Here is a 16,375-nt window from a genome sequence, read left to right on the forward strand (position 1 = left end):
GGTTGGTGATCGATTGGTGCGGAGGCGGCGATGGTGAGCTGGCAATTTGGAATGGGGCTGGCGGTCGCGGCAATCCTCTCGGGTCCGGCAGGAAGCCTGGCGCAAGATCCTGCACCGGGGCTCGAAATGGCCCAGGCGGCTGCGCCGGACGAGCCGCTCGACAGAGAGCCACTATCCGAGAGCGGGGCACCTGCCGATGGGGCTCTGCCGGCGGCAAACACGAACGCAAGCGATACGGCGGGCGGCCCTCTCAGCGTCGACGCCATGATAGCCGGTCTTGCCGCCCTGAACATCACCTACAGTGTCGATGAGACGGTTGTGCGGGAATGGCTCGCCAATGCGGATTATACGCCATACCCGGCTGTCGCGAGCCGGCTCATCGCATTCCTGCACGGCCGGCGTCTGGCAAATCCACTGGATCTCGACGTGATCGTCTTCGACTATGAAAACACGCCCAACATCCAGTCGCCCCGCAAGATCGAGGATGTGCAGGAAGCCGTTCTGAGTGCCGCCCTTTTGAAGGGCTACAACACGCGCTACAGCGCTTCGGCGCGTGTTCTCGCTGACATCGCGAAATAGGGCGACTGTCGGACCGGCGTAAATGTGCCGCCGCGAAAGCGCCTGTGCCGGCGGACTTGCGGCACAGACGGCTTTCCGGGGCCGACCTGTCGGATCGGCCCCGGAAATCGTGTGCACCTCGTCCGGGAGGTCGACCGATGGGAGTGGACCCCTTCGTTCCGGCCGTGGCGGTTCCGGTGTGAGGATTACAGCACGCCGTTGGCCATCTGCTTCGACAGGCAGGACGACCGATAGTCGAAACCGGCCTGCGCCACGACGAGCCTTTTGACGGAGCCAAGCGCCTCCTCGCGCGGTTCGACGGCGCGGCCCTCGGCGTCCTGTGCATGAACCTGTCCGCCCGCCGCCTGGACGAGCTGGATGCCGGCGGCGATGTCCCAGGCGCTGAACTTCGATTCGTAGGCGATGGCGACGCGGCCGACGGCGACATAGGCCAGATGCAGGGCGCAGGAGCCCAGCCGGCGCACGGCGCGGAAGGAGTTGACGAGGTCCGCATGGGCCTCCTGCGCAGCGCGCGAGGGGCGTTCGCCCTCATAGGGCGCATTGGTCAAAACCTCGACCTCCCGGTCGGTGGTGCCGCGCAGGAAATGCCTGACCACCTCGCCGTTCAGCGTCAGCCGCCCCTGGTTCGCCAGGAACAGTTCCTCGCGGACCGGATCGTAGACGACGCCACACACCGGCTCACCCTTGTGGTAGGCGGCGATGGAGACGCAGAAGAAGGGCAGGCCCGAGGCGAAGTTGCTGGTGCCGTCGATCGGATCGATGATCCAGGTCGTGTCGCCTTCGCCCTGCCAGCCGCCTTCCTCGCCGAGGATGCGGGAGGCGGGGATACGCGACCAGATCGTGTCGCAGGCGGCCCGCTCGGCCGCCTTGTCGGAGGCCGTCACGATATCGAAGAAGCCGGCCTTCTGCTGGGTTACAAGGCTCTCGGGGCTGGCATTGACGAAGCCCCGATGCGCCACCATGCCGGCGGCGAGCGCAGCCTCGCAGGCCACGCTTGCGATCGTTTCGGAGAGGTCTTTGGTGATGGGCTTGGAGAGGGTCATGCGGCTTTTCCGAGAGTGGTGGCTTCATGTTCCGGCAGGATCCAGACCGGCCGGCTATCGATGGAAAGACCGAGCGTCTGGCCGACTTCGGCAACGCCGGTCTTGTAATAGTCAGTATCGAGGAAGACGCATTCCTGGCCTTCGATATCCGTGAGATATTCGACATAGGCGCCCTGGAAGACGACCCGGCGCACCTTTGCCTGCATCGCGCCGGCGGCGTCGACGCGAATATGCTCCGGCCGGACCACGCAGCGAACGGCCTGGCCGGTCTTGAAGTCGCGGCCGCCGCGCGCCAGCGTGAAGGCGACCGTCGAGGCGATGCGCACGCGCACCGTCGTGTCGTCCACGGCCTCCACCTTGCCGTTGAGGATGTTTGCCTTGCCCATGAATTCGGCGACGAAGCCGGTGCCGGGGCGGGAATAGACGTTGAGCGGGCTGTCGTCCTGCTCGATCACGCCGCCGCGCATGACGACCACGCGGTCGGAGATCGCCATGGCCTCGCTCTGGTCGTGGGTGACGTAGAGGCTGGTGATGCCGAGGCGAAGCTGGATGGCGCGCAGTTCGTCGCGCATGCGCTCGCGAAGCTGGGCGTCGAGGTTGGAAAGCGGTTCGTCGAACAGCAGCACCTTCGGCTGCGTGACGACGGCGCGGGCGAGCGCCACGCGCTGCTGCTGGCCGCCCGACAGGCGCGAGGGCGAGCGGTCGGCATACTGGGCGAGCGCCATGGTCTCGAGGATGTTGTCGACGCGGTCCTTCATCTCGGCCTTCGGCAGGGAAAGCAGGCGCACGCCGTATTCGACATTCTCGCGCACCGTCATGTGCGGGAAGAGGGCGTAGCTCTGGAAGACCATGCCGACATTGCGCGCGTTGACGGGTACGTTCGTGACGTCGCGGCCACCGATGGTGATGGTGCCGTCGGAGGGCGTCTCGAAGCCGGCGAGCATGCGCAGCGTCGTCGTCTTGCCGCAGCCGGACGGGCCGAGCAGGGTGACGAGCGTGCCTTCCTCGATGGTGAGGTTCAGCTTGTCGACGGCGGTGGCGCCGGCCACGCCCGGAAAGCGCTTGGTGATGTTGGAAAAGATGACTTTCGACATGGGGCTTACCTCTTCGATGTCGAATTGAGAACGAGCTGCATGACCGCCAGGATGGCGAGCACGACGAAGACGAGGATGCTGCAATAGGCCGCCGCGACGCCGAGCTTCAGCGTTTCCACCTGCGAGAGAATGGTGACGGTGATGAGCGTCCAGTTGGCCGAGACGAGGAAGATGACCGCCGACAGCGTCGTCAGGGAGCGCGTGAAGGCGTAGGAGAGCGAGGTGAACAGCGCAGGCTTCAGCAGCGGCAGCGTGACCTGGAAGAAGGTGCGCGTGTTCGAGGCGCCGAGGATGGTGGACGCCTCCTCGATGGACTTGTCGATCTGGCGCAGCTGGTTGGAACCGGCCTCGATGCCGACCTGCAGGTTCTTCACCACCATGGCGGCGATGACGATGAAGGCGGTGCCGGTCAGGAGCAGCGGCGGTGCGTTGAAGGTGCTGACATAGCCGATGCCGAGGATGGTGCCGGGCGCCGCGAAGGAGAGCAGGGTGCCCCAGCGCAGCAGGAAGCTGCCGGGAAACGCCTTGCGGATCAGCAGATAGGCGATCAGCATGCCGGCAATGGCGGTGACCGGCGTGGCGATGCTGGCCAGCAGCAGCGAATTGCTGAGCGTGTGGAAGCCGGCCGTGAAGACGGTCGCGTAGTGGTCGAGCGTCAGCGTGTTGTTGACGCCGGGCAGCTTGGTGAAGGAGACGTAGACGACCGTCAGGTAGAAGAGCAGGATCGTGAAGGCGATAGCGTAACAGCCGATGGTGAGCGGCACGACCACGGAGCCGGAAATGCGGATCGTCTGGGCGGACGGCTTGCCGGTTACGGTCACGTAGCTGCGCTTGCTCACCCAGTAGCGGTGGACGAGGAAGGCCGTCATCGAGGGCACCAGCATGAGGCTTGCGAGCAGCGCGCCGGCCTGCAGGTTGAAGTAGCCGACCATCTGCGAATAGGCCTCGACGGCGAGCGTGTTGTAATTACCGCCGATCAGCATCGGGTTGCCGAAATCCTCGACCGATTTGACGAAGACGAGCAACGTCGAGGAGAGGATCGCCGGCGTCACCAGCGGCAAAGTCACCCGCGAGAAGGTCGTCCAGCGCGAGGCGCCCAGCGAGGCCGAGGCATCTTCCAGCGCGGTGTCGATCGACTGCAGCATGCCGCGGATGTTGAGATAGGCGATGGGCGTGAAGGCCAGCGACTGGATCAGCACCAGGCTATGAAAGCCGTAGACATTGGCGTTGCGGATGCCGAGCAGTTCGCGGGTGATGAGACCCGAGCGGCCGAAGAGAATGACCACGGCCAGCGCCATGACGAAGGGCGGCGAGATGATCGGCAGCAGCGCCACGCCATGTACGAAGGTCTTCCCCGGCATGGTGGTGCGCGTCGCGGAAAAGGCGAGCAGGAAGCCGGCGGCTGTGGCGATCACCGCGGAGGTCGCGCCGAGCAGCAGCGTGTTGGCGAACGACGTCCAGACGAAAGACTGGGACAGCGTGTCGACGAGAACGCCGAGATCGAAACCCTTGTCGGTGACGACGGCCTGCTTCATCACGGTGAATATGGGCAGGGCGGCGAAGATGAGCACCGAGAGCGTGACGAGGGCGAAGATGCCGAACAGCCAGGGGTCGACGACGATCTTGCGCAGGAAGGCTGGCGATGCCCCGGTCCTGCCGGACGGGGCCGCTTGCGAAACGAGGGTCATGGAAAAGGCTCCTTGGGCAATTCCAGGGGCGGCTTTCCGCTCGGAATCGCATGTCGTCAAAGGAAGGGGGCTTTCCCGCTTCGGAGAAAAGCGGGAAAGCCTGCCTGCTGTTACTTGGCGTCAGCCTTGTGGCGCACGTCGTTTTCGTAGCGCTCCAGCAGGCGTGCGCGGTTCTCGCCGGCCCAGGTGAAGTTGTAGTCGATCATCTTCACATTGGTGAGGTCGATCTTGGCCTCGGGGTTCTTGTAGCCCGGCACGATGGGGCCGCGGAACGTGGCGCCGATGGCGGCCTGGCCCTTTTCGGTCAGGATCCAGTCGAGGAAGGCGGCGGCGCCCTTGGCCTGTTCTTCCGGCGCGTTGGCGATGGCCGCGGCGGCGTTCACTTCAAAGCCGGTGCCTTCTTCCGGGAAGGAATAGCCGACCGGATAGCCCTGGGCGAGCGCGGCTTCGATGTCCTGCGTATAGGCCATCGCGAGCGCGATCTCGTTGTTGGCGACCATGCGCGAGGGCGCGACGCCCGAACGGGTGTACTGCACCACGTTCTTGTCGATCTCCTTCATCAGGGCGAAGGCGGGTTCCTCGCCGTCGAGCTGGACGATGGAGGCGAGCGCGACATAGGCCGTGCCCGAGGATGCCGGATGGGCCAGCGCGATGCTGTCCTTGAAGGCCGGATCGGCGAAGGACTTCCAGCTCGTCGGCGGCTTGGCGCCGATTTCGTCGAGAACCTGCTGGCTGTAGGCGAAGACGATGGGCGACAGCGAGATCGGCGTCCAGCGGCCTTCCTTGTCGGTGTAGCGCGGATCGACCTTCTCGACGCCGGCCGTCTTGTGCGCGGCGAGCAGGCCTTCGGACGCGGCCTGGATGAAGTTGTCGGCTGCGCCGGCGAGCCACAGGCCGGCCTGCGGATTGGCCTTCTCGGCGCGGATACGGGCGAGGATTTCACCCGCGCCGATGCGCACGAACTGCGCCTCGATACCGGTATCGTCCTTGAATGCCTTCAGGACGGCGCCGCAATCGTCTTCCGACATCGGGCAATAGACGGTCATGCCGGCCGCCTCGGCGCCACCGGCCGAGAACACATGCGAGCACAGGACTGCAAGCGCTGAAGCCAGCGCGAAACGGCGTTTCATATCGATTTCCTCCAGGTGAACGTCACGGCCTCCCGTGAAGGCCTCTTCAAGGCTTCCAGGTCTCTCTCACCGTGCGTGGCGCCTTGTTTAGTGAAGAAATCTACATTTGTCAAAAGAAATGTAATTAAGCTACATTTCTTTCTTCTCCTGTAGTCCGTCGGGCAAGCCAGCCTATGCAAAGCCGTCCTATTCACCCGCCACGACAAGTCCCGGCACCGCCGCGGCCAGCGCCTCGAAGCCGGGCTTCTGGCGCGCCTTGGCGTCGGTGATGAGATGGGCCATCTCCCCCGTCTCGCAGAAGACCGAGCGGCTGACGACGCCGACCTTGGAATGATCGGCGAGGATGATCGTGCGGCCGGAATTGCGCACCATGGCGCGGGCGATCTCCGCGCCGTGCAGGAAGTAGTTCATGGCGCCCATCGTGGCGTCGACACCCCAGGGGGCGAGCAGCGCGACATCGGCGCGGTAGCGCTGGATGTCGTTGATCGTCGCCTCGCCGTAAGTTTCCATCGGGTCCTGCTTGACGTTGCCGGCGAGCAGGATGACGCGAGTGCCGCGCGAAAGCTCGCCCGGCCGTTCCGTCAACTGGCTCGCGACGTCGATGGAATTGGTCAGGATGGTGAGGTTGGTAAGCCCTGTCGGGCCGGCCAGCGCCTCGGCCATGGTCGAGCTGGTCGAGCCGGCATCCATGAAGATCGTCTGGCCGCTTTCCAGATAGCCGAGCGCGGTGGCGCAGATCGTGCGCTTTTCCTGAAGGCGGAGCGTGATGCGCACGCCGAAGGTCGTATCCTCGCGCGCGGCCATGGGAATGGCGCCGCCACGCACCCGGCGCAATTCCCCGGCCACTTCCATTTCCATGAGGTCGCGGCGGATCGTTTCGCGGGAGACGCCGAAGTCCTCGACGATGCGGTCGATCGACACCTGGCCATAGGCCGCAAGCAGCGAACGGATCTTTTGCTGGCGCTCTTCTTGCCACATCGCGCGGTCTCCTTTGCTGCTCCTATTGATAGGCGACGCCTCGCTTTGCCACAAGCGCCATATCTATCGCCGCATAAAAACTCACTTTGCCAACTAAAACACATATTGCCACATTGACGATTTGCATGTACGAAGAAAGCAGAGGCCGAAAATGGCCCCGTCAAACCCTTCAATCAGTCGGAAAACAGCGCCGACGCACCAACCCGCATGACTGTGCGGGCGCGATGGCGGCTGCCTTGAAACCGGGAAAGCATCGAAGAGAGAATGACCAGCGCCGCCCCTATCGATGACCAGCATGTGGCCTTTGCCGTGGAACTGGCGGATGTCGCCCGCACCGTGCTGCGGGAAAACGACATGGCGCATGTCGACGTCACCGTAAAACCGGACCGCAGCCTCGTCACCGCGATGGACATCCTCATCGAGGACCGGTTGCGCGAGATGATTTCCGCGCGCTATCCGACCCATGGCATCATCGGCGAGGAACGCGACTGGGTGCGCCCCGGCAGCGATCATGTCTGGGTGCTCGACCCCATCGACGGCACGACGGCCTTCATTGCCGGCCTGCCGTATTATGGCACGCTGATCGCGCTTGCCGTCGGCGGCGTGCCGCGGCTCGGCATCATCGACATTCCCGCCATCGATTCCCGCTGGATCGGCGCCGAGGGCCGCCAGACGACGCGCAACGGCCGGCCGATCCGCGTGCGCGCCTGCCCCGCGATCGGGCAGGCGATCATGACCAACAGCAACCAGGATTATTTCGCTCCCGCCGAGCGTCCCGCGCTCGACCGGCTGCGGGCCGTCACCGGCGCGCGCTCCTATGGCGGGGCAAGCCTCAACTACGGCCTGCTCTCCGACGGGCGAACCGACCTTGCGCTCGACGGCGGTCAGAAGGTCTTCGATTTCGCGCCGTTCCGGCCCATCGTGGAAGGAGCGGGCGGCATCGTCACCGACTGGGCCGGCGCGCCGCTGACGCTGGAAAGCTCCGGCCAGCTCCTGGGTGCGGGCGACGCCGCCGTGCACCGCCAGGCGCTCGATCTGATTACCGACCTGAAGGCCGCCAAGGCCAGCGCGTAGCCTCGAAGACGAAAAAGGGGGAACCCATGGGCATAGCGATTTCCAATCTCTCGGTGAAATACGGGGCCGAGACCGTCATTTCCGGTCTGTCCCTCGACATTCCCGAGGGCTGCTTCTTCACGCTGCTGGGGCCGTCCGGCTGCGGCAAGACCACGCTCTTGCGCACCATCGCGGGCTTCGCCCCGGCGAGCGGCGGGCATATCCGCTTCGGCGGCCGCGACGTCACCGAGCTTCCGCCGCACAAGCGCGCCATCGGCATGGTCTTTCAGGACTACGCTCTTTTCCCCGACAAGACGGTGGCCGACAATGTCGCCTATGGCCTTCGCGCCCGCGGCGAGAAAGGCCCCGGCGTTCTCGACAAGGTGAAGGTCGCGCTGGAGCGCGTCGGCCTCGGCCATGTCATGGGCCGTCACCCGGCCGCCCTTTCTGGCGGCCAGCGCCAGCGCGTGGCGCTCGCCCGCGCCCTCGTCATCAAGCCGGCCGTGCTTTTGATGGACGAACCGCTTTCCAACCTCGACGCCAAGCTGCGCGTGCAGATTCGCGAGACGATCATCGAACTGCAGCGCGAAGCGAACATCACGACGGTCTTCGTGACGCACGACCAGGAGGAAGCCCTCTCCATGTCCGATCTCATCGGCGTGATGAACAAGGGCAAGGTCGAGCAGCTCGGCACGCCGCAGCAGATCTACGCGACGCCGCGCACCGGCTATGTCGCCGATTTCGTCGGCGCGGCCAACCGTTCCGAAGTGTCCGTGCGCCCGGCTTCCGCCGGCCTCGTCGAGGTCGAGTTCGCCGGCAGCCGCCTCGTGGCGACCGATGCGCTCGAAGGCCCGGCCGAGCGGGGCCTGCTCGTGCTGCGTCCCGAGGACCTGAAGATTTCCGCCGCGCCCGTCGATGGCCGGCAGTCACTGCCCGCGACGATCCGCGGCCGGCAATATCTCGGCGCGCGCACCAGCTACAGCGTCGAATGCGCGGGCGGTCTCGTCCTCAATGCCGAAATGCACGGCGCGGGGCACGACGCCTTCCTGCCGGGCGCCAGTGTCCATCTCGGTTTCGAGCCGGCAGCGGCCCGGGTGATCCGCTCATGACCCGCGTCGATCTCCGCTCTCCCTGGCCGTGGCTTTCGGCGCTTGCGCTGGGCCTTCTCGGCATCTTCGTGCTCTATCCGCTGCTCTACATCTTCACGGCGAGCTTCGTCGGGGAGGGCCGCTCGGGCTGGCTGCAGCTCATGGAGGATGGGCGCAGCCTTGCGGCCATCGGCAACACGCTGCTGCTCGCGACCGTCGTCACGTTGTTCTCCACGCTGATCGGCGTGCCGCTCGCCTATGTCTCGGCGCGCTACCGCTTCCGCGGCAAGATGTTCATCACGCTGCTGCCGCTCATCACGCTCGTCATCCCGGAAGTGGTGACGGCCCAGACCTGGCTGATGATCCTCGGCAACAACGGCGTCGTCACCCGGTTCCTGAAGGCCTACGGCATCTTCCTGCCGAGCTTCTACGGCTGGTTCGGCCTCATCACGTCGATGAGCTTCATCTATTACACCTATGTCTATATCGGCACGGTGGCGGCCATCGGCAAGTTCGACGCGCAGCTCGAAGAGGCCGCCCAGAGCCTCGGCACGGCGCCCGTTCGTTCGCGTTTCGACGTGATGCTGCCGGTCATCCGCCCGGCGATCCTCGCCTCGGCGCTGCTCGTCTTCACCATGGTCGTCGGCAACTTCGCCATCTCCACCATCCTCGGCCACAATGTGCCGCTGCTGTCGGTGGCGATCTACCAGGCGGCCGTCGCGGAGGGCGCGTCCAACCTCACCATGCAGAGCACGCTTGCCAGCACTTCGGTGCTGATCGTCATGGCCGTGCTCTTCATCAATCGCCGCATCATCGCCAAGGGCCGTTACGAGATCGTCCAGGGGAGGGGGGGCAAGCCGCAGCCGCTGAGGGGGACGCAAGGCGTGCTCGTCAGCGGCGCGGCTGGCATCGTCGTCGCCGTCTCGCTGCTGCCGCTCGTCACCATCGCGGTCGGCGCCTTCACGGTCTCGCGCGGCCCGGTCATGCGCTGGGGCGAATGGACGCTCGACAACATGGCGCGCGTCTTCATCACCGCGCCCGGCCCGCTGGTCAACTCGATCGTCTATGCCGGTATCGCCACCGTCATCTCGGTCGCCTTCTCCACACTGGTGAGCTACCTCGTCGTCAAGAAGCCGAACCTCGTCACGCCGCTGATCGACTATGTCTCGGCCATTCCGCTGGCGCTGTCCGGCACGGTGCTCGGCGTCGGCCTGCTGGCCTCGTTCAATGGCGGCTTCCTGGCGCTGACGGGCACCTCGACGATCATCGTGCTTGCCTATGTCATCCGTCGCATGCCCTTCGGCATGCGCAACGGCCAGGCGATCCTGCACAACATCCCGAACTCCATCGAGGAGGCCTCGATCAGCCTCGGCTCGCCGCCGCTGCGCACCTTCCTGCGCGTCGTGCTGCCGATGATGCTGCCCGCCGTCGCCTCCGCCGCGATCCTGACCTGGACGACCACGGTTTCCGAACTCTCGGCCTCGCTGCTCGTCTATTCCGGCGGGCGGGAAACCCTGCCGATCCAGATCTTCCGGCTCATCGATTCCGGCCTGATGGCCTACGCCTCGGCCTATGGCCTGGTGCTGGTCGCCGTGATCCTCGTGCCCGTCGTCATCGCCACCACCGTTTTCAAGGTCGACCTGTTCGCCTCGAAATGAAGACCCGACCGGCCGCGTGAGGGACGCGGCCGTCTCAACCACCAAGGAGGAACTGCCATGAAGAAACTTGCCGCAACCACGCTGCTGCTGACCGGCCTTGCCGCCGGCGCCAATGCCGCCGATCCAGTCATCTACACCACCAATCCGGTGCCGGCCGTCGAAGCCGTGCAGGCCGTCATCAAGGAGAAGGCGGGGCTTACCACCGGCATCATCACCGGCGGCAGCGGCGTTCTGCTGCGCCGTATCGAGGCGGAGAAGGCCGCGCCCCAGGGCGACGTCTTCTGGTCGTCTTCGGCCAACACGATGGGCGCCTTCAAGGACGTGCTCGAACCCTATGCCTCGCCGGAACTTGCCGCCGTACCGGCGGACCTGCGCGTCGCCGACGATTATTTCCAGCCGGCCAACGTCCATGTCGTGACGCTGATGGTCAACACCGACCAGCTCAACGGCACGGCCGCGCCCGCCGACTGGAAGGACCTCGCCGATCCGGCCTGGAAGGGCCGCATCATCCTTCCCGATCCGTCGAACAGCTCGACCGGCTACACCATCGTCTGGGGTCTTTCCAAGCTGCTCGACGCGGAGACCTACAAGGCGGTCGTCGCCAATCTCGTCGTTTCCTCCTCGTCCTCGGCCGTGCCGAAGGGCGTCGCGATGGGCGAATATGCCGCCGGCATCACCTTCGAGACGAACAGCTACAGCTATGTCGACGGCGGCCAGACGGAGATCAGCATCGTGTATCCGTCCTCCGGCACGTTCACGACGCCGGAATATTCCGCGCTCGTGAAGGGCGGCCCGGCGGGTGAGGACGCCAAGAAGGCGATCGACGCGCTGCTGTCCAAGGAATCGCAGATCGAGCTGCTGAAGGTCGCCTTCCGCCGCCCGAGCCGCACCGACATCAAGGTTTCCGACTACGTCAAGCTGCCGGAACTCTCCTCGATCAAGGTCTTCAAGATCGACGAGGAAGAGGCCGCCAAGAACCGTGACGCCTTCCTCGCCGAATGGGCCAACCTGCCGAAGGCCGGTTCGAGCGAATAACGGTCCTCCCGCGCAAGGACGTCGGCGGAGGTCCGCGCTTCAAGCGCCGGCGTCCTTGTGTCTGGGACGGCGTGTGGGCAATTCTCCTGCCCACACGCCGTTTGTCGTTTTCGCGGCCGCGTTGGCGGGTGCGATTGCCGGGAACCTTTGCGGCGCGCGGCCATTGGGACCTCGAAGGAGGTGCTCATGGCCATCATTCCGAACGATCCCAATCCCAATCTTGGTCTAGGGCCGGGGCCGGGGCCGAGCCCCGTGCCGGACCTGCCACCCATCGACAGGCCGACGCTACCGATCAGGGAACCGGAGCCCGACCGCCTCCCGGACGAAGAGCCCAATCCCAATCCGGACGAAAACGACGCGCCGGAAAAGCAGATGGACCAAAGCGCCGGCTAGAGTTTGTCAGGGGAAAGTGGAAACCGGTTTTCCCGAAAAGACAAACGAAAACAAAGGAATTTAGAGCATGTCTGGTTCAATCTGAACCTGACATGCTCTAGGTCTCCTTGTTGGTGAAACTGACATTGCCGAGGCCGGTGCCGATCGTGACCGCCGCCCACGCTTTGGCGTCCTTCATCCGCGGCAGTTCGGAGAGGCCCTGCACGACGGCATCGTTGTGCATGATGATGAAGGTCGGCTGGTCGGCGATGCGCGGAATGGCCTTGCGCAGGGCCTCCGGCAGGTTGAAGTGCGTGCTTTCCCAATTGCCGCCCGGCAGGTTCTGCCCGCCGCGGGCAATCGAGCCGTCCGCGGCGATGATGCCGGGGCAGCCGACACCGATGACAGGGGCAAGGCCGACACCGGCCTTTTCCGCCTTGCCGATAAGGCCTTCGATGAGCTGCACGAGATAGTCGATGGTGGCGGTGCGCCGCGGTTCGTCGTCGGCGTGGCGCCAGAGCGCGGACTTCCAGACCTTCGCCTCGGAGAAATCCGGCTCGTTCCCCAGCTTGACGACGCCGGCGCGAATGTTGGTGCCGCCGATATCGACGGCGAGAATCGCGTCATGCCCCTTCAGCATCCAGGCGGGCACGAGATGCACCGCGCCGAGAAGCCCAGCTTCGTCGGGGTGATTGGCGATCGCTGCGAGCGTGACCTTCAGCCCTTCGGCTCTCAGAAGCAGTTGGGCGCGGGCAATCGCCATCAGGCCCGCCTTGCTGTCCCGGAAGCCACCACCGACCGCGATCGTCTTCACGCCCTTCCAGGCGTCCTCCTGCAGATAGCGCGCGAGCGTCTCGGCCAGCGCTTCGCCCAGGTCGTCGACGGCGGCACGTACGAGCGCCGCCGCCGTGGTTTCCTCGTCCTTCAGGAACGCGTCGATCTCCTTTTTGGAGAGGTCGTCGGTCGCGGTGTCGCCCAGCGGATCCTCGCCGCCCTTGCGCGCCCGCTTGCGCCAGTCGTCGAGAAGCCTTCGGAAGGCGCCCTTGTTGGCGCGGTCGCCGACGAAACCCGCCTTATCGCGAATTTCCAGGCTGTAGCTCGCCACCGCCACGGCGGGCAGGTCCTCGGCTCCATGGGCGATGAGCGGACCGTTTTCCTCGGTCGATCTGACGGATTGCTTGGCCATGGACGTCTCCCTGCGAACTGCGATGCGGGAGGCAATGCGCCGGACATGGACTTGTTCCCTCGCCCCTTGTCGACGCGCATTCGCGATCTACTTGCCCTTCCAGCAGTGAACAGGAAAAGCGATGAGCGAACATGAAAAATCGTGGCCGTCCGATGCCGCCGCCCGCCACCTTATTCGCCGTCTCGTCGACACGCCGGAGCGCTGGGCGCTCTTTCTCGACATCGACGGCACCCTGCTCGATCTTGCCGCCACGCCGGACGAAATCCAGGTGCCGCTGTCGTTGCCGGGCGATCTGGCGGGGGTTGCCGGACGGCTCGGCGGCGCGCTGGCGCTGGTGACGGGACGCAGCCTTTCCTACGCGGACGGGCTCTTCGCCCCGCACCGCTTTCCCATTGCCGGGCTGCATGGCGCAGAGTTTCGCGCGCCGGACGGGGCGGTGTCCGCCGTCGCCGAGACGGCGGCCTTTGCCATGCTGAAGCGCCGACTGGTGGAGAAGACGGCGTGGATGGAGGGCGTGCTGATCGAGGACAAGGGCGCGGCGGTCGCCGCGCATTACCGGCTGGCGCCCGCCTATGACACGGCCCTCGAGAGCATCATGCGCGATTTCGCGGCGGAGGCGGGGCAGGGCTGGGTTCTGCAACCGGGCAAGATGGTTTTCGAAATCCGCCCCTCGCGCGCCGACAAGGGCGAGGCGGTGGCCGCCTATCTGGAGCAGATGCCCTTTGCGGGGCGTCTGCCAATCGCCATCGGCGACGACCTGACGGACGAAACCATGTTCGCCCTTGCCAATGCGCGCGGCGGCCAGTCGATCCGGGTGGGTTCCCTCAGCACCGCCACGGCGGCGCTGGCGAAGTCCTCGTCCCCCTCCGCGCTCCGCTCGGCGCTCTCGGTGATCGCGGCGGCGGACACGCGCAAGGTCGCCTCCGCCTCGTGAGCCTGGAACCGAAACGCCTCTGCCGGCTTTCTCCTGAAATGCATGGAGGCAATGATGAAGCACAAACTTCTGGCAAGCGATGCGGGCGAACGCACTTACATTCTCGTTCTCGACGAGGGCGAAGAGGCTTTCCGATGTATTGCGGATTTCGTCGAGCGCGAGGGCATCACGGCCGCTTCGCTGACGGCGATCGGCGCCTTCCGGGCCGCGATGATCGCCTTCTTCGCCTATGAGACGAAGAGCTATGAAAAGATCCCGGTCGAGGTGCAGTCGGAAGTGCTCAGCCTGATGGGCGACGTGGCGGTGGACGACAAGGGGAAGGCCAGCCTGCATTTGCATGCGGTGCTCGGCTTTGCCGACGGCAGCACGAAGGGCGGTCATTTCCTCGAGGGGTATGTCCGCCCGACGCTGGAAGTGGTGCTGCGCGAGACGCCGTCTGCCCTGCGGCGCCGACACAATGCCGACCTCGGTATCGCACTGATCGACCTCGCCTAGAGTTTGTCAGGTTCAGATTGAACCAGACATGCTCTAAATTCTTTTGTTTTCGTTTGTCTTTTCGGGAAAACCGGTTCCCACTTTTCCCTGACAAAATTTAGCCGTCCGCGCCGTCCGACCAGAGAGTGCGAAGCGGTCCGTCACGGCCGTAGACCGGGTCTGAGGCCGGGATTGGCAGGGTCGCGATGATCTGAAGCTCGCCTGGCGTTGCCGCGGCCGTCTCGATATCCGCATGCTGGCCGGGCGGATAGGCGCCGACGACCAAGAGATCGCCGCTGGCGCTTTCCCGCTTGTGCCCCGTACCGGCGGGCAGAACCAGACAGTCGCCTGCGCGTACGGAAACGCTTTTGCCATCGGGGCCGCCGAGCAGCAGTTCCGCCGTTCCCTCCGCAATGCCCAGCACCTCATGTGCGCCGACATGGTAGTGCTGATAGGAAAAGACGCCGTTGCGCCAGATATCCTGCCATCCCGCCTCGCGGAACAGCTGTTCAAAGGTGCTCGCGCGGTCCTTCTGCGCCGGCGGCAGGACGTTTCGGTAGATCAGCACGGGCAGGAAGGGGTGGTTGGGCACCCATTCGCTGGCGGGGAAGATGAGGGTTTCGGGTTGTTTCATCGCAGCCTCACTTGTCCGCCTTCGGCGCCTTGCCGAAATCCTTGCGTAACGCGTCCTTGGCCTTTTCCAGAGTCTTGCGGCGACTGTCGGGAAGCTGGTCACCCGCCCGGTTGATGTAGAAGGTCAGCATGGACATGGCCGAGCGGAAGGGGCTCGACTTACGCCGGTCGCTCGTCTCCGCCGACCGCTTGAGGGACGCGGCGATCGTCCTGGCGCTGCGCTGCTTGAAGACGCCGTCCTTCAGGTCCATCGCATCGCTGTTTTCCGTCACGTCCTGCGACCATTTCTTCTTTGCCATGGTCATTCTCCTCGGCGTTGCATGAGGAACTGTGCCGTCCGGCGAATGTTCCGGGAACTCCCGGCCGCATGCCGCATTAGAGATTTGGACACGTTTCCGGAGGTTGAAGCCCATGGACAACAAGGACCGACTGATCCTGGCGCTTGCCGCCCTGCTGCGCGCCGAGCGGGAAACGCGCGGTGCGCTGATGGAGGCCCTGGAGGAGGATTCCATTTCGCGCGAAGCGCTGCTCGCCATTCTTTCCGATCCCATTCCCATCGTCACGCAGGAAGACATCGCGTTTGCCGAACGCTTCGCCCTGTCGAAGCATCTGCCCATCGAGAGGAAGGGTTGATGGCGCCGCGCTCGTTCTGGAAGGGCTATCTGAAGCTCTCGCTGGTCACCTGCCCGGTGGCCATGTCTCCGGCCATCTCGCAGGAGGACAAGATCCGCTTCCGCACGCTCAACGGCAAGACCGGCAATCCGGTGGTCAGCCGCTATGTCGATGCCGTCACCGGCAAGGCGGTGAACGAGGACGACGAGGTGAAGGGCTATCCGCGCGGCGAGGACGACTATGTGATGCTGGAGGACGAGGAGATCGAGGCGGTTGCGCTGGAAAGCACGCGCACCATCGACATCGAGACCTTCGTGCCGCGCGAATCCATCGCATGGATCTGGTACGATTCCCCGCATTATCTCGTGCCGAACGATGCGGTCGGCGAGGAGGCGTTTTCCGTCATTCGCGAGGCCATGGCCTCGACCGGCACGGTCGGCATTTCCCGGCTGGTGCTCTATCGCCGCGAACGGGCAGTGATGCTGGAGCCGCGCGGCAAGGGCATCGTCCTGTGGACGCTACGTTATGGCGACGAGGTGCGCGAGGAGAAGGATTATTTTGCCGGGCTCAAGCAGGTGAAACCGGAATCGAAAGCCCTGTCGCTGGTCAAGACGCTCATCAAGGAGCGCACGAAGGACTGGGATCCGAAGATGGCGGACGATCCGGTGCAGGAACGGCTGCTCGATATCATCGCGGCGAAGAAGAAGGGCCGCAAGCGCCCCGCCAAGACCAAGACGCCGCCGCCGTCGACAGGCAATGTCATCAATATCATGGATGCCCTGCGCAAGAGCATCAAGGCGGAAGGCAAGGGCAAATAG

18 protein-coding genes are annotated in these 16,375 nt (G+C 64.9%); 10 read left to right on the forward strand and 8 right to left on the reverse strand.

Annotated elements, in window-relative coordinates; translation table 11 throughout:
• Positions 1 to 30: 30 nt before the first annotated feature.
• Positions 31 to 579: a hypothetical protein gene (locus V8U06_RS26935; RefSeq protein WP_427143294.1), complete on the forward strand. Its 549-nt coding sequence runs from the start codon at positions 31 to 33 to the stop codon at positions 577 to 579.
• Positions 580 to 764: 185 nt separating this feature from the next.
• On the opposite strand, the gene V8U06_RS26940 is transcribed toward V8U06_RS26935, so the two are convergent.
• The 5 genes from V8U06_RS26940 to V8U06_RS26960 all read right to left on the reverse strand — a co-directional run bounded on the left by V8U06_RS26940 (position 765) and on the right by V8U06_RS26960 (position 6,512).
• Positions 765 to 1,622 carry an inositol monophosphatase family protein gene (locus V8U06_RS26940; protein ID WP_427143295.1) on the reverse strand — a complete coding sequence of 286 codons (858 nt, stop codon included), beginning with the start codon at positions 1,620 to 1,622 and terminating at the stop codon, positions 765 to 767.
• The gene (locus V8U06_RS26945; protein WP_427143296.1) at positions 1,619 to 2,716 is read right to left on the reverse strand and encodes an ABC transporter ATP-binding protein; all 1,098 of its coding nucleotides are present in this window, start codon (positions 2,714 to 2,716) and stop codon (positions 1,619 to 1,621) included. Before V8U06_RS26945 ends, V8U06_RS26940 begins: the two co-directional genes overlap by 4 nt.
• A gap of 5 nt (positions 2,717 to 2,721) precedes the next feature.
• The gene (locus V8U06_RS26950) at positions 2,722 to 4,404 is read right to left on the reverse strand and encodes an ABC transporter permease (protein ID WP_226922259.1); all 1,683 of its coding nucleotides are present in this window, start codon (positions 4,402 to 4,404) and stop codon (positions 2,722 to 2,724) included.
• A gap of 110 nt (positions 4,405 to 4,514) precedes the next feature.
• Positions 4,515 to 5,534 carry an ABC transporter substrate-binding protein gene (locus tag V8U06_RS26955; protein WP_427143297.1) on the reverse strand — a complete coding sequence of 340 codons (1,020 nt, stop codon included), beginning with the start codon at positions 5,532 to 5,534 and terminating at the stop codon, positions 4,515 to 4,517.
• A 186-nt stretch (positions 5,535 to 5,720) separates the two neighbouring features.
• Entirely contained in the window at positions 5,721 to 6,512 is a 792-nt protein-coding gene (locus tag V8U06_RS26960; RefSeq protein ID WP_427143298.1) for a DeoR/GlpR family DNA-binding transcription regulator, read from the reverse strand.
• 264 nt (positions 6,513 to 6,776) lie between these two features.
• On the opposite strand from V8U06_RS26960, the gene V8U06_RS26965 reads away from it, so the two are divergent.
• The 5 genes from V8U06_RS26965 (at position 6,777) to V8U06_RS26985 (ending at position 11,739) form a co-directional block, all read left to right on the forward strand.
• Positions 6,777 to 7,586 carry an inositol monophosphatase family protein gene (locus V8U06_RS26965; protein WP_226922256.1) on the forward strand — a complete coding sequence of 270 codons (810 nt, stop codon included), beginning with the start codon at positions 6,777 to 6,779 and terminating at the stop codon, positions 7,584 to 7,586.
• Positions 7,587 to 7,612: 26 nt separating this feature from the next.
• Positions 7,613 to 8,674, forward strand: a complete 1,062-nt coding sequence (locus V8U06_RS26970) for an ABC transporter ATP-binding protein (RefSeq protein ID WP_427143299.1) — start codon at positions 7,613 to 7,615, stop codon at positions 8,672 to 8,674.
• The gene (locus tag V8U06_RS26975) at positions 8,671 to 10,311 is read left to right on the forward strand and encodes an ABC transporter permease (protein WP_427143300.1); all 1,641 of its coding nucleotides are present in this window, start codon (positions 8,671 to 8,673) and stop codon (positions 10,309 to 10,311) included. The genes V8U06_RS26970 and V8U06_RS26975 overlap by 4 nt, the downstream gene beginning before the upstream one ends.
• Positions 10,312 to 10,368: 57 nt before the next feature.
• The gene (locus V8U06_RS26980; protein WP_226922253.1) at positions 10,369 to 11,346 is read left to right on the forward strand and encodes an extracellular solute-binding protein; all 978 of its coding nucleotides are present in this window, start codon (positions 10,369 to 10,371) and stop codon (positions 11,344 to 11,346) included.
• A 186-nt stretch (positions 11,347 to 11,532) separates the two neighbouring features.
• A complete protein-coding gene (locus V8U06_RS26985) occupies positions 11,533 to 11,739 on the forward strand; it encodes a hypothetical protein (RefSeq protein WP_427143301.1) in 207 nt (68 codons plus the stop codon).
• Positions 11,740 to 11,836: 97 nt separating this feature from the next.
• On the opposite strand, the gene V8U06_RS26990 is transcribed toward V8U06_RS26985, so the two are convergent.
• Positions 11,837 to 12,904 carry an ROK family protein gene (locus V8U06_RS26990; RefSeq protein WP_226922251.1) on the reverse strand — a complete coding sequence of 356 codons (1,068 nt, stop codon included), beginning with the start codon at positions 12,902 to 12,904 and terminating at the stop codon, positions 11,837 to 11,839.
• Between the two features lie 121 nt (positions 12,905 to 13,025).
• Between V8U06_RS26990 and otsB the strand changes: the two genes are divergently transcribed.
• Both otsB and V8U06_RS27000 read left to right on the forward strand, forming a co-directional pair.
• Positions 13,026 to 13,838 carry a trehalose-phosphatase gene (gene otsB, locus V8U06_RS26995; RefSeq protein WP_427143302.1) on the forward strand — a complete coding sequence of 271 codons (813 nt, stop codon included), beginning with the start codon at positions 13,026 to 13,028 and terminating at the stop codon, positions 13,836 to 13,838.
• A 54-nt stretch (positions 13,839 to 13,892) separates the two neighbouring features.
• Entirely contained in the window at positions 13,893 to 14,333 is a 441-nt protein-coding gene (locus V8U06_RS27000; RefSeq protein ID WP_427143303.1) for a PPC domain-containing DNA-binding protein, read from the forward strand.
• Between the two features lie 97 nt (positions 14,334 to 14,430).
• Here V8U06_RS27000 and V8U06_RS27005 read toward each other — a convergent pair whose 3' ends face one another.
• Together V8U06_RS27005 and V8U06_RS27010 are read right to left on the reverse strand one after the other, a co-directional pair.
• A complete protein-coding gene (locus tag V8U06_RS27005) occupies positions 14,431 to 14,946 on the reverse strand; it encodes a cupin (RefSeq protein ID WP_427143304.1) in 516 nt (171 codons plus the stop codon).
• Positions 14,947 to 14,953: 7 nt separating this feature from the next.
• On the reverse strand, positions 14,954 to 15,250 hold the full coding sequence (locus tag V8U06_RS27010) for a DUF3175 domain-containing protein (RefSeq protein WP_427143305.1): 297 nt from the start codon (positions 15,248 to 15,250) through the stop codon (positions 14,954 to 14,956).
• 106 nt (positions 15,251 to 15,356) lie between these two features.
• Here V8U06_RS27010 and V8U06_RS27015 point away from each other — a divergent pair, with 106 nt between their 5' ends.
• Positions 15,357 to 15,578 (forward strand): hypothetical protein, encoded by a 222-nt coding sequence (locus V8U06_RS27015; RefSeq protein ID WP_226922247.1) that lies wholly within the window; start codon positions 15,357 to 15,359, stop codon positions 15,576 to 15,578.
• On the forward strand, positions 15,578 to 16,375 hold the full coding sequence (locus tag V8U06_RS27020) for a Ku protein (protein WP_427143306.1): 798 nt from the start codon (positions 15,578 to 15,580) through the stop codon (positions 16,373 to 16,375). The genes V8U06_RS27015 and V8U06_RS27020 overlap by 1 nt, the downstream gene beginning before the upstream one ends.

The sequence above is a fragment of the Shinella sp. G-2 genome (genome assembly GCF_050172695.1).
Lineage (GTDB): Bacteria > Pseudomonadota > Alphaproteobacteria > Rhizobiales > Rhizobiaceae > Shinella.

Coding starts and splice junctions, on each gene's coding strand:
- V8U06_RS27015 (WP_226922247.1), top strand. CDS start 15,357: ATGGACAACAAGGACCGACTGATCCTGGCGCTTGCCGCCCTGCTGCGC.
- V8U06_RS26965 (WP_226922256.1), top strand. CDS start 6,777: ATGACCAGCGCCGCCCCTATCGATGACCAGCATGTGGCCTTTGCCGTG.
- V8U06_RS27020 (WP_427143306.1), top strand. CDS start 15,578: ATGGCGCCGCGCTCGTTCTGGAAGGGCTATCTGAAGCTCTCGCTGGTC.
- V8U06_RS27005 (WP_427143304.1), bottom strand. CDS start 14,946: ATGAAACAACCCGAAACCCTCATCTTCCCCGCCAGCGAATGGGTGCCC.
- V8U06_RS27010 (WP_427143305.1), bottom strand. CDS start 15,250: ATGACCATGGCAAAGAAGAAATGGTCGCAGGACGTGACGGAAAACAGC.
- V8U06_RS26980 (WP_226922253.1), top strand. CDS start 10,369: ATGAAGAAACTTGCCGCAACCACGCTGCTGCTGACCGGCCTTGCCGCC.
- V8U06_RS26990 (WP_226922251.1), bottom strand. CDS start 12,904: ATGGCCAAGCAATCCGTCAGATCGACCGAGGAAAACGGTCCGCTCATC.
- V8U06_RS26950 (WP_226922259.1), bottom strand. CDS start 4,404: ATGACCCTCGTTTCGCAAGCGGCCCCGTCCGGCAGGACCGGGGCATCG.
- V8U06_RS26940 (WP_427143295.1), bottom strand. CDS start 1,622: ATGACCCTCTCCAAGCCCATCACCAAAGACCTCTCCGAAACGATCGCA.
- V8U06_RS26960 (WP_427143298.1), bottom strand. CDS start 6,512: ATGTGGCAAGAAGAGCGCCAGCAAAAGATCCGTTCGCTGCTTGCGGCC.
- V8U06_RS26985 (WP_427143301.1), top strand. CDS start 11,533: ATGGCCATCATTCCGAACGATCCCAATCCCAATCTTGGTCTAGGGCCG.
- V8U06_RS27000 (WP_427143303.1), top strand. CDS start 13,893: ATGAAGCACAAACTTCTGGCAAGCGATGCGGGCGAACGCACTTACATT.
- V8U06_RS26945 (WP_427143296.1), bottom strand. CDS start 2,716: ATGTCGAAAGTCATCTTTTCCAACATCACCAAGCGCTTTCCGGGCGTG.
- V8U06_RS26955 (WP_427143297.1), bottom strand. CDS start 5,534: ATGAAACGCCGTTTCGCGCTGGCTTCAGCGCTTGCAGTCCTGTGCTCG.
- V8U06_RS26935 (WP_427143294.1), top strand. CDS start 31: ATGGTGAGCTGGCAATTTGGAATGGGGCTGGCGGTCGCGGCAATCCTC.
- V8U06_RS26975 (WP_427143300.1), top strand. CDS start 8,671: ATGACCCGCGTCGATCTCCGCTCTCCCTGGCCGTGGCTTTCGGCGCTT.
- V8U06_RS26970 (WP_427143299.1), top strand. CDS start 7,613: ATGGGCATAGCGATTTCCAATCTCTCGGTGAAATACGGGGCCGAGACC.
- otsB (WP_427143302.1), top strand. CDS start 13,026: ATGAGCGAACATGAAAAATCGTGGCCGTCCGATGCCGCCGCCCGCCAC.